This is a genomic window from Anoxybacillus sp. ST70 (assembly GCF_019553625.1).
Classification (GTDB): Bacteria; Bacillota; Bacilli; order Bacillales; family Anoxybacillaceae; genus Anoxybacillus; species Anoxybacillus gonensis.
Genome location: NZ_JAHZOF010000003.1, coordinates 65392 through 77603, shown reverse-complemented (window position 1 = coordinate 77603; position 12212 = coordinate 65392). Strand labels below are relative to the sequence as shown.

Sequence of the window (12212 nt, the reverse complement as noted above, 5' to 3'; positions counted from 1 at the left end):
TTGTCGTTTCGCCGTCTCACTCCCCGAAGACGCGAATGACGGTGCAAAAAGGCAGGTCTACTGACTTATGCGTCATCCTACTTTGAAGCCTTCCCGTACGAATTGTACAGTGGCGGTTTTCATTTCGTCAGCATTTACAGTTGCGGGGACAGTTCTGGACTTGCACCAGATTCCCTATTAAGTCTACTAGGTTGCCCGTTCGACACCTTTTTGCAACGAACGTATGTAATTGTCGAACAATTTCTACGTTTCTATCATAACGAAAAACGTCACTGATGACAATAAAAATTTTCTACTTCAATGGCAATGTAAACGTAAACGTCGTTCCTTCCCCTAGTTTGCTATGGACAGCGATCGTTCCTTTATGCGCTTCAACGATGTTTTTCGCAATCGCAAGACCTAAACCTGTACCTGAGCGCCCGCGCGTGCGTGCTTTATCTGCTTTATAAAAACGCTCAAACACAAACGGCAAATCTTCTTCTGCGATGCCTGAGCCAGAATCTTGCACAGAGATGCGCACGACTTCTTCCCCTGCATCGACAATGACACGTACTTCGCCACCGTTATCTGTATGACGAAGCGCATTATCGATTAAATTCGTCAACACTTGTTCAATTCGGTCAGGATCGAATGAAACGATGAGCTCATCGTTCATTTCAACAAGCAAATGAACTCCTTTTTCTTTCGCTAACGCTTGAAACTTATGAATGATGCGCTCGATATACGGTCTAAGCGGCACTTGTTCTTCATGAAGCGTTAAATGCCCTGCTTCCATGCGCGCTAAATCAAGCAAATCGTTGACAAGGCGACCCATGCGCAACGATTCATCGTAAATTACTTTTGCCAATTCTTTTTTCTCTTCATCTGTCGCGGCAATATCATCGACGATCGCTTCGCTATACCCTTGCAACATCGCAATCGGCGTGCGCAACTCATGCGAGACGTTTGCGATAAAATCTTTGCGCAACTTATCAAGCCGTCGTTCCTCCGTCATATCGCGAAGCACCGCAACAGCACCCCGAATGACTTTGCCATTGTATAACGGCGTCATAACAATGACCCAATTGCGACCTTGTAAAGCCATTTCTATCGCTTGTTCTTTTTCCTCCGCGACCGCTTTCGTAAACAATTCATTCACTTCGGGAGGAAGTGGCAATAAATCATCGCTTTGCCCTTGTTCATAATACCACGCTTGTAAAAATCGGTCAGCTGGTGGGTTTGTAATGAGCACTTCCCCGTTTCGATTGAATGTAATGACACCATCGGCCATGCTACTTAAAATGCTTGCTAATTGCTCCTTTTCTTGATTTAACGCATTAATATGAAACTGCAACTGCCGTCCCATTTGATTAAAAGCCATCGCAAGTTCCCCGATTTCATCATGCGTGACAATCGGCACTTTTGAATCAAATTTTCCACGCGCAATTTCGAATGCCACTTGCCTCATTTTTCGAAGCGGCGCTGTAATGCGTGTAGATAAGAAAAAGGCAAACACGGTCGTTAATACAATGGCGATAAACGCGGCAAGAAAAATAAATTTTGTCGTTTGCTTTGTCGTTTCTTCTACCGCTTTTAACGACTGATATACAAATACCGCGCCATTTCCATCCGACGTATGAAGCGGAACACCGACAATAAATAGTTCATTATATTCGTCGTTTCGCATCGTTTGATTTGGCATAAGGGTTCGTTTCACTACTTTTTTCCCATCAAATACGCGCCCTAACTGTTGATCTTGCTGAATGAACGAGAGCGGCAAATCAGGAAGTTTTTCATTTGGCGAATACCAATAATGACGATCATCGATAATGATCATTAACTTTGTTACATCATCCACCATCGTCCACGCAATGGAGCGCGCAAACTGCTCGTCATGTTCAGCGACAACGCGAGCCACTTTTGTCGCTTGTTGAGTAAGTTGATCACTTGTTTTTTCTAAATAATATTTTTCAAAAAAACCGAGCAATAAGACGGTTAAAATAAAAAGGACGAAAGCAACAAGCAACAAAATCGTCAGCCATAGTTTGCCGACTACACTACGCCATAACGCCATCATTCATTCACGACCTCAAATTTATACCCGACACCCCAAACGGTGACGATCATTTTCGCTGCAGCTGGCGACACTTTATTTAATTTTTCACGCAATCGCTTGACGTGCGTATCCACTGTGCGCAAGTCGCCAAAAAATTCGTAATGCCATACTTCTTTTAACAACTGTTCACGGTCAAACACTTTATCTGGCGATTTCGCTAAAAAGTGAAGCAACTCATATTCTTTCGGAGTTAAACTGACTTCATGTCCATCCGCTGTCACACGATGCGCATCATGATCAATTGTTAAATGCGGGAAAACAAGCACATCCCGTGCTGTCGTATCTGTCGGTACATATGGAGAGTTGGCTGTGCGACGAAGCAGCGCTTTTACACGAAGCACAACTTCACGCGGACTGAACGGTTTTACGATATAATCGTCCGTTCCTGCTTCAAACCCTTGCACGCGGTTCGCTTCCTCTCCTTTTGCTGTCAACATAATGACAGGCGTTGCTTTTTTCTCACGCAACTGTTTACATACTTCAATCCCATCTTTTCCTGGTAACATGAGATCAAGCAAAATTAAATCATAATCATTTTCAATGGCTAACGCTAGCGCTTCTTCGCCGTTTTCCGCCTCATCAATGACATATTGCTCACGTTCTAAATACATGCGAAGCAAGCGGCGAATTCGTTCTTCATCATCCACAACTAAAATTTTAATTTCCTTCTCCATGATGTCATACCTCCTCCTTTTCTATTGTACAAAACCGCCAAACTTTTTTCTACTTCTCGTGAAGAAAACTCGCATTCTTCCCCATGCTTAGAAGCAGGGGTTTCCTGCGAGATTTTTCATGAAAAAACGCCTTCGTGGCGAAGGCGTTTTTAAGATCCAGCATATGAGTGTAAACCGGCAATGACTAAGTTTACCGCCACTAAGTTAAACATAATGATCGCAAAGCCAATAACCGCAAGCCATGCGGAACGTTCACCATGCCATCCTTTCGATAGTCGCAAATGTAAAAAGGCAGCATAAAACAACCACGTAATGAGCGCCCATACTTCTTTCGGGTCCCATCCCCAAAAACGCGTCCATGCGATTTGCGCCCAAATCATCGCAAAAATAAGCGCACCGAGCGTAAATACTGGAAAGCCGATCGCTACGGAACGATAACCGATTTCATCAACTAAATCTAAATTGACGTTTTTCACAAGCGGTTGTAATGCGGCTGCGATACGTTTGCGTAAAAGCAGGCGAAGCAATCCGTATAGCGCAAGCCCAGAAAATAAAGACCAAATGACCGTATTTAATTTCCGCGCGTTAATGATCGCTGGCATGTCCACAAGTGGCTTCATGCGCTCTTCTGTTTTTAGCACTCCTTCATGCGGGCCAACAAGCGCGGGCATATGGTATACCATTTCATCTTGCTTGCCATTTTTATCGATCCACTCAAATGTTGCTTCATAACCAGCAACGCGAAACGATGTTGTCACGATGACAAAACCAAGCGTACTAATTAAGAAAAATAATACAAATTCAAGCCAAAACGTTCGCTTACTCGGTTTTGATTGATCGACAACACGAATTAAATAAATGATTCCGGCGGCAAAACTAATAGCTAAAATGGCTTCTCCAGCTGCTGCTGTCGTCACATGAATATGCAACCAATCGCTTTGTAAAGCTGGGATGAGCGGTGAAATTTCCCGCGGAAACATGCTCGCATAAGCGATGACTAAAATGGCAATCGGTAAAGTAAATAAGCCGAGCAAGCTCGTTTTGTAAATAAAATAAATGACGATAAACGCGCCGACAAGCATCATGCCAAAAAACGTTGTAAACTCAAACAAATTGCTGACAGGTGCATGTCCAGCGGCAATCCAACGCGTAATAAAATAACCGAGTTGAGCGACAAAACCAATGATCGTCACAAAAATCCCGATCGTTGCCCAACGGTCTACCCCTTCTTTCTTTTTGACACGAATCGCGCCACCAAAGAAAAGCGTTGCAACTAAATATAGAACAAATGCCACGTATAGTAACGTGCTACTTAGCTGAACCACGATGTTCCCCCCTTATAACCGCTTGTCCGCTTGATCGATTGGCATGACAAACGGCGTATCATGAAATATACTTTCCAACTCTTTTTTCAGCCCAAACCAGTTTTTATTCGTATGTGCGGCAACGAGCACCTCGTCGTTGATCCGTTGAATCCATACGCGGCGATGGTTCCAATACATCCCTTGAATAAGGCCGATCATAAAAATCGCGCCGCCAACGCCTAAAATCCAAAGTGTAAAATCACGACGCACCGTTAATGCGGATACATTTCGTGTTTCAATATTCGCAAACGCCATTTTATATTTGTTATTACCAAGCGGTTCAATCGTTTGACGAATGGCGGTGAAGCTTACTTCGCCTTTCGGACGATCCGGAGCAAACATTTTAAATACGAATGCTGGATTGTTCGGTACTTTCGAACGCGTATTTGGATTGCCGTTTTCATCAAAATAAAAATCTGGAAAATAGCTTAATAGTTGCACTTTATACCCGTTACCAAGATCATATTCTTTTTCTGGTTGAATTAAATCAACTGTAATTGTACCGAACGATTTGTTCGTTTCCTTGTCGGTGAGATGAAACGACATGCTTTTTAATTCATCTAGCTTAAAATCAACTTGGTATAATGCGTAATGATCGTGTTTTAACGGTTCATTCACTCGAATCGAAAAGCTTTTTATTTTTTTTAATTTCGGTTCTTCTCCCGGAACGGCCGGGCCGATACGCTCGTACAATACGACGTCCGTTTGATAGTTTTTCGCCATCATTCCGCTACCGATGCGATCAATGGCCGCTTGAAATGCTTCTTTCTCTTTTCCTTTCTCATATACTTCAAAAATAAATTTTTTATTTTCTAAAAAATATTTTCCGTTCGTTCCGGGAATTTCTTTGATTTCTCCTTCACGAATCCACATGTTTTCATCGACATACATGCCCGGAACGAAACGAAGCATGGCACCGATTAAAAAAATGATGAGCCCAATATGGTTTACATACGGTCCCCAACGTGAAAAGCGCCCTTTTTCAGCTAAAATATTTCCGTTTTCTTCTCGAACGCGATAGCCACGCTTTGTTAACTTGTCCGCGATGTTTCGCCATGCCGTTTCATCACTTTCTACTTTCGAGCGACTAAATAGACGTTGTCTTTGTAAAAATTGTTCGTTGCGCGTCACTCGTTGATTGTTTAATGCACGATATAACGGTACAACACGGTCTAAACTACAAATGACAAGCGATACGCCAATAAGTGCAATAAGCAACATGTACCACCAAGAACTATACAAGTCATGAAAGCCAAGCGCATAGTACCATTTTCCGAGCAAACCGTACTGCTGCTCATAATATTCCGCTGGTGATACGGTTGGCGGAATGTACATTTGTTGCGGATAAATCGTACCGATTGCGGAAGCAATGAGCGTAATAACAATAAGCCAAACTCCAACTTTGACAGATGAAAAAAAGTTCCAAATTTTATCAATGATCGTTTTATTGTACGTTTGTGAACGGCGCGCGCTCCCTTCATAGCGCATATCTAATAACGCTGGCACCTCTTCGAGCGGCTTGCCACACGCTTCACAAAGCACCGTTCCGATCGGGTTGACATGCCCGCATTCACATTTTACTTGTTCCATGTTGAAAACCCCTTACGGCTTAATTCGTTCCATATATTTTTTTACATCTTCTTCTGTCATCGTTCCTGTAATAATGTCTACAATTTTTCCGTCTTTGTCGATTAAAAATGTCGTTGGCAGCGGATTAATATCGTACGCATTCATCACTTGATCTTGTTGATCAATCACAACTGGGAACGCAAGCTGAAAGCGATCAACGAATGTTTGTACCGTCACTTTCGCTTCACCAACGTTAACAGCAATCACTTCTACTCCTTCATTTTTATATACGTTGTATTGACTATTGATGTATGGCATTTCTTTTTCACACGGTTTACACCACGTTCCCCAAAAGTTTAAAAAGACACCTTTCCCACGGTAGTCGGATAGTTGAATTTTGTTGCCGCTTAAATCAGTAAGTACGAAATCTGGTGCTGAATCGCCCACTTGAATCGCTTTTTTCTCGACAAATACGTTCGAATAAATGGTATAACCGATCGCTGCAAGCATGATGGCTAAAATGACTGTTCGAAGCCAAAATCGCTTTTCTTTCATCGCCAACTCTCCTATAAACCGTTTTCATCAACCTCATTATACAAGTTACCACTATATAAATAATGAAAATTATTTGAACAAACTGTGACAAAATTATGATACATACGGCGAACCAGCTAATGCAAGGGCACGCAATTGCTTTACTTCATGTGGTGACAATTCGCGGTAATCCCCAGGATTTAAACCTTTTAAATCTAAAAAGGCGTAACGTTCCCGCTTTAACTTTAAAACAGGGTGACCAATCGCTTCAAACATGCGCCGCACTTGACGATTGCGTCCTTCATGAATGCGCAGCTCAACAATCGCCGTTTGTTTTCGCTTATCAATTGATAACACTTTCGCTTTCGCTGGCGCAGTCACACCGTCTTCTAACATGACACCTTTTTCAAGTTGTTTCACTTTTTCGCGCGCTGGAATGCCTTTTACTTTTGCGATGTACACTTTTTCAATTTCGTAGCGTGGATGCATTAATATATTCGCAAACTCCCCATCGTTTGTTAACAACAGCAATCCTGACGTATCGTAATCTAGCCGCCCGATCGGATAAATGCGCTTGTTTACATGCTTGAAAAAGTCGGTCACTACTTTTCTTCCCTTTTCGTCTTTTACGCTAGAAATGACACCGCGCGGCTTGTAAAGCAAATAATATACCGGCTCTTCGCGTTCAAGCGGAATGCCATCTACTTCAATGCGATCTTGTGGACTAACTTTCACTCCAAGCTCTGTGACTACTTTTCCATTTACTTTCACTTTTCCTTCGACGATCAATTGCTCTGCCTTTCTTCGCGATGCTACGCCTGCATGAGCAATCACTTTTTGTAACCGTTCCATTTCATTCACCTCACTATATAGTTTTACCACATTCGGTACAGGAGTTCAAAAATAAGAAAGGAGAAAATCGCACAGAATGCGACTTCCTCCTAGCCTCTCTTGTATGAGGGAAAAGAAAGAATAAGAAAAGAAAGAAACAAAAACCAAACGATCTTCACTTGAAAAAACACATACACGATCAACAGTAAAACTAGACCAAACAAATAGAAAACAGTTATTTTTCCTTTAATTGATCCAGCCATTTTATTTACAATCATGTAATATAGCCAAGATATAAATAGATGAAACACATATAAAATCAAAAACATAGCTGTAAAAACAACAATATTTGATGGACTACTCAACTCGTTGGAAAAAAGGGAATGTTCAATCATCAGAAGCAAAAAGCTATATACGAAACTTAAAAGAAGAGATAAAACTGTGATATTTATGACAAATTTCCTTTTCACTTTATTCCCTCACCTTTTAAAATGATACAATACTTAATTATAAAGTTTTCCTCCTGTATTTACAATATTTATATTTTATTCCCCAAACATCCATAAGACAATAAAAAATGATACGATAAAGCTAATGAGGTCCGCAAGCAAGCCGACTTTCAGCGCATCACCCATTTTGCGAATACCAACCGCACCAAAGTAGACGGTAAGTACATATAACGTTGTTTCTGTGCTTCCTTGAATGGTAGAAGCTAACCGACCGATAAATGAATCAGGGCCATATGTGGCGATTAAGTCGGTCACGATGCCGAGCGATGCCGTTCCTGAAATCGGACGAATGAGCGCAAGCGGCACGACTTCGGGCGGTAATCCGAGCGGGACGATGAACGGCTTCATATATGAAATAAAAAAATCAAGGGCACCGGAAGCGCGAAACACAGAGACAGATACAAGCATACCTACTAAATATGGAATAAGAGAAAAAGCAATTTGAATTCCCTCTTTTCCTCCTTCGACAAACGCTTCATACGTTGGAACGCGCTTATACGTCCCATGCAGTAAAATACAAGCGATGACCATCGGAATAAGCCAAAGCGACAAAAATTGAATGACGTACATTACATCCCTCCTTTTTTACGCCTCCGTATGTAAAATGCACGATCAATCATGATCGCTGATATCGTGGCAATGAGTGAAGCAACAAACGTTGTGCCAATAATTTCTCCTGGTGAAGCAGAGTGGTATGTCATCCGAATCGATATGACGGTTGCAGGAATAAGCGTAACGCTTGCGGTATTTAAAGCGACAAACGTAATCATCGAGCGGCTCGGTTCCTCTTTTTGGCCGTTTAGCTTTTTCAATTGCTCCATTGCTTTAATGCCGAGCGGCGTCGCCGCATTCCCAAGACCGAACATGTTTGCGACCATATTTGATAATATATACCCAAGAGCCGGATGGTCGGACGGCACCTCTGGGAAAATTTTTTTCGCCATTGGTCGGAACAAACGAGCAAAAAAAGAAAGCAATCCAGATTGCTCGGCGATTTTCATTAAACCGAGCCAAAAAACGAGCACGCTAATTAAACCAATGCTAATCGTTACCGCTTCTTTCGCTCCTTGAAACATCGCCTCGTTGACGTCTTTCATCGTCCCATTTATGCCCGCAAACACAAGCCCAATAAGCAAAAGCGCCACCCAAATGAGATTAACCATCGCGCCCCACCCCTAACAACCAGTCAAAAAAAGAACGTGTTTTCTTTTGTTGTTTATAAAAAATAGGTGTTTCATCGACTTTCTCGTTGCCGATATACAGCTCCGCTTTTCCAACAATCGATGGCACGCCTGTCTCTTTCCATCGTTCTTGTGGGCGAAGTAATTTCCGCTCTAAACGAATGAGCGCTTCTTCCTTTTTTGTGACCGGATATATAAAATCGCGTACAACAAATAGATGTTTATCATAAAATGGGTCTTGAATTTGTTCTACAATCTCGTCCGCTTTTACGGTCACAAGCTCATAGTGCGCAAATCCGTGTTCATACATGGCCATATGATCGTTCCAATCATCGCCTGCGTCAATCGTCACCGCAATGAGATCAAGCCCATCTTTTGATGCCGTTGTCACTAATGTCCGTTTCGCTCGCTTCGTATATCCTGTTTTCCCCCCGGTACAATATTTATACAAATGCGTTAACAGCTTATTTTTATTGCGCCAAATGCGGTCCCAATCTTCCGTTGGATTTGGTGCCCGATACAATTTCGTTCCCGATACTTCGCGAAATTGCTCATTTTGCATCGCATATCGCATCAGTAACGCCATATCGTACGCAGTCGAATAATGATTTTCCGCATCATCTAACCCGTGTGGATTCGCAAATTCCGTATTTGTCATACCGATTTCTGCAGCTTTTTTGTTCATTAAAAAAACGAAGCCTTCGACGCTACCGCCAACATGCTCAGCGATCGCCACCGCTGCATCGTTTCCAGAACGAAGCATAAGCCCATATACTAAATGTTTGAGCGCAATTTTTTCGCCCGGTTTTAAATAAATCGAAGATCCTTCTGTACGAACCGCCCGTTCACTTACTGTCACAAGCTCTTCCCATTTTCCGGATTCAATCGCTAAAATGGCCGTCATAATTTTTGTAATGCTCGCAATACGCCGCTTTGTATGCGCATCTTTTTCAAATAACACACGCCCTGTCGTCTGTTCCATTAAAATCGCGCTTTTCGCACTCACCGACATCGCCTTCGCTTCATTCGGAAAAAGAGAACAAAAAAAACAAAGCACGATCACCCATACAAACCATTGCCGTCGCATACACCCTCATCCCTTTGTCCGTTTTGTACAAGTGTATGCGCTAGTCAACAATGTATGATAAGAAAAGCGAAAAGCGTCCGCTTATCGGCGAAGATCGCACAAGCCCCACCGAGGAGGCTGTTGCCGCCGCAGTGTGGGGCGGAGCGACTCGAGCCGATGGCGCTTGAAGCTAGACATCAACTCCAAATTTTATACTTTCTTATCTTTACAAAAAGACCGCTACATGACGCGGCCTTTTGCTTTGATGAATCGCTGTTGAACGTCATCCCAATTGACGACGTTCCACCATTGTTGAACGTACGTTGCGCGATCGTTTTTATATTGCAAATAATACGCATGCTCCCATACATCTAACACAAGGAGCGGAACTGTCGTCCATTGCGTCCCGTTTTGATGTTTTTCCGCCTGTAAAATGTCTAGCCGTTCAGCAAACGGTGACCAAACAAGAAGCGCCCATCCGCTTCCTTCCACTTGCTTCGCCGCTTCAGTAAAATGTCGTTGAAACGCTTCAAAGCTCCCAAAATCGCGCACAATTTGTTGAAGCAGCACCCCCGTTGGACGTCCGCCCCCACGCGGTTTCATATTGTTCCAAAAAATTGTGTGCAAATAATGCCCTGAGCCATGAAACGCAGCTTCGCGCTCCCAATGTTTTAATAACGCATAATCATTCTTCTCACGCGCTTGTTGCATCATTTTTTCTGCCCGATTTAAACCGTCCACATAGCTTTGATGATGTTTTTCATGATGCAGTCGCATAATCTCTTCAGCAATATACGGCTCGAGGGCATTGTACGCATAAGGCAGCTGAGGTAACGTATGCCCTCCAATCGGTACGCGCTTCCGTTGTATTTGTTCATATATGTTTGTCACTTCCTCATGAATGCGCAAAACATCTCCACGCTCTAGCTCCACGTTTAGACGTTCCACCGTTTCTGCATCAACATATGGCTTTACTCTCTCAAGCCACGCTTGCACGTTATAAATATATTGTTGCATACTCCCACCTCCTTCGGCATCATATGCAACAAAAAAAGAAGCTGACACACGCAGCTTCTTATTGCGATTGGATCATTTTTGTTCGGTAGTCTGTTTCATAAAATTCGAGTTCTTCCCGCATCGTTTGAAAATCAGCTTCAATTGTATGAAGCAATTGTTGTAACGATGGAGGAGCAGGTTGTCTCAATTTAATCGAATGTCTTCCTGTATACGCTGAGCGGCTATCTTCATACCATAAATCGCGCTTTGGGGTAAAAAATTCCGCCACACATGAATGATAAATTTTATATAATGCTTGTTCGGCTGCTGCTTTCCGAAACGGCTCTTCTTGAAGCACAATGCGACACGCATCGACACCTTCTTCACCATATACAGCTAAACGGCGCAAATCCGCAAGCACTCCTTCATAATAACGACGGTCGCCTGCGCATTCTTCCTGCATTTGTTCAATCGTCGTTTCATTTAAATAGCGAGCAATTTGTTCTACAATGCGGCTTAGCAACTGCTCCACTTGCTTCGTTTGATTAAGAACAACAGTATTCCCCATATGCAAGCCTCCTTTACGGTTGCGAGATAAATAAAAGCGGTGATTTGAGCGTATACGATTGTTTTTTGGCAAGCGCCTCAAATACTTCTGGTAATTTCGCTAAATCGATGGATGAAAAGTAGCGACGAAGCTCTTCTTCTTCACTAATATATACACGTTTCCGTGCCCGAAGTGACGGATCGACGAGCAAACAAACGAGCGCAACAATGTCTTTAAAATATACGTCTTTCCCGCCCGCTTGAAATACAGGATCTTGTTCATATGGTGTCCATTGTGAAAAACGCTCATCGAAATAACGAACATATAATACGTGCAATGTACGTTCTACTCCATCATCGTCAACAAACGTCACTTCTGAACGATTAAAAAAATCTTCTGACGTATTCGGCTGTGCTTTTTGCAATTCATATCCATGACACGAAATAATTTTCACGAACGATGCACCCCTTTTTCAACAACGAAGCTACATTTATTTTACCATAAATTACGAATCGTGCGAAAAATTTTATCATTTTTAAAGAAAAGAAAACAGGCGCATAAAAGCACCTGTTTACTTTCCTGGTAATGTGCCGATTTCATATAAAAAGACCGCTAAACATAATGCACCGATGAGGCTCGGAAGCCAGACGTGCATCTTCACTTTTTTATCTAAAAGATCGTAGCGCTTGCCCACCTTCCCACTTAATATAAACACAACAGCAACAAAAATAGCGAGCACGGCACTTTGCAAAATTGGATGTAAAATATACGTCTCTACATAGTATTCAACCATTCTTCCAAAAACAAAAATAAAAAGAAGCCCAAAGAAAAAACGAAAACTCATCC

Annotated in this window: 13 protein-coding genes and 1 riboswitch; all 13 genes read right to left on the bottom strand. The window is 42.4% G+C overall.

Annotation, left to right across the window (positions count from 1 at the left end; all coding sequences use genetic code 11):
* Positions 1-33 precede the first annotated feature (33 nt).
* A riboswitch (cobalamin riboswitch) is annotated at positions 34-225 on the bottom strand.
* A 67-nt stretch (positions 226-292) separates the two neighbouring features.
* Positions 293-2056, bottom strand: coding sequence for an ATP-binding protein (locus tag K1I43_RS06100; protein WP_019418522.1), 1764 nt, complete (start codon positions 2054-2056; stop codon positions 293-295).
* The gene (locus tag K1I43_RS06095) at positions 2053-2769 is read right to left on the bottom strand and encodes a response regulator transcription factor (RefSeq protein WP_009373760.1); all 717 of its coding nucleotides are present in this window, start codon (positions 2767-2769) and stop codon (positions 2053-2055) included. Before K1I43_RS06095 ends, K1I43_RS06100 begins: the two co-directional genes overlap by 4 nt.
* Positions 2770-2918: 149 nt before the next feature.
* Positions 2919-4094, bottom strand: coding sequence for a c-type cytochrome biogenesis protein CcsB (ccsB, locus tag K1I43_RS06090; RefSeq protein WP_019418521.1), 1176 nt, complete (start codon positions 4092-4094; stop codon positions 2919-2921).
* A 12-nt stretch (positions 4095-4106) separates the two neighbouring features.
* Entirely contained in the window at positions 4107-5723 is a 1617-nt protein-coding gene (gene resB, locus K1I43_RS06085; RefSeq protein WP_019418520.1) for a cytochrome c biogenesis protein ResB, read from the bottom strand.
* A gap of 12 nt (positions 5724-5735) precedes the next feature.
* Positions 5736-6257, bottom strand: a complete 522-nt coding sequence (resA, locus tag K1I43_RS06080; protein ID WP_026011843.1) for a thiol-disulfide oxidoreductase ResA — start codon at positions 6255-6257, stop codon at positions 5736-5738.
* Between the two features lie 93 nt (positions 6258-6350).
* Complete coding sequence (rluB, locus tag K1I43_RS06075) at positions 6351-7088, bottom strand: 23S rRNA pseudouridine(2605) synthase RluB (RefSeq protein ID WP_009373764.1); 738 nt, start codon at positions 7086-7088, stop codon at positions 6351-6353.
* 524 nt (positions 7089-7612) lie between these two features.
* Positions 7613-8146, bottom strand: a complete 534-nt coding sequence (locus tag K1I43_RS06070; protein WP_009373765.1) for a spore maturation protein — start codon at positions 8144-8146, stop codon at positions 7613-7615.
* Positions 8146-8739 (bottom strand): nucleoside recognition domain-containing protein, encoded by a 594-nt coding sequence (locus tag K1I43_RS06065; RefSeq protein WP_009373766.1) that lies wholly within the window; start codon positions 8737-8739, stop codon positions 8146-8148. The genes K1I43_RS06070 and K1I43_RS06065 overlap by 1 nt, the downstream gene beginning before the upstream one ends.
* On the bottom strand, positions 8732-9844 hold the full coding sequence (locus tag K1I43_RS06060; RefSeq protein ID WP_019418517.1) for a D-alanyl-D-alanine carboxypeptidase family protein: 1113 nt from the start codon (positions 9842-9844) through the stop codon (positions 8732-8734). The genes K1I43_RS06065 and K1I43_RS06060 overlap by 8 nt, the downstream gene beginning before the upstream one ends.
* A 219-nt stretch (positions 9845-10063) precedes the next feature.
* Positions 10064-10840, bottom strand: a complete 777-nt coding sequence (locus tag K1I43_RS06055) for a superoxide dismutase (protein ID WP_009373768.1) — start codon at positions 10838-10840, stop codon at positions 10064-10066.
* A gap of 58 nt (positions 10841-10898) precedes the next feature.
* A complete protein-coding gene (locus K1I43_RS06050) occupies positions 10899-11387 on the bottom strand; it encodes a YpuI family protein (protein ID WP_020424601.1) in 489 nt (162 codons plus the stop codon).
* Positions 11388-11400: 13 nt separating this feature from the next.
* A complete protein-coding gene (locus K1I43_RS06045) occupies positions 11401-11820 on the bottom strand; it encodes a hypothetical protein (RefSeq protein WP_019418514.1) in 420 nt (139 codons plus the stop codon).
* Positions 11821-11937: 117 nt separating this feature from the next.
* On the bottom strand, positions 11938-12210 hold the full coding sequence (locus K1I43_RS06040; protein ID WP_019418513.1) for a hypothetical protein: 273 nt from the start codon (positions 12208-12210) through the stop codon (positions 11938-11940).
* Between the last annotated feature and the right edge of the window lie 2 nt (positions 12211-12212).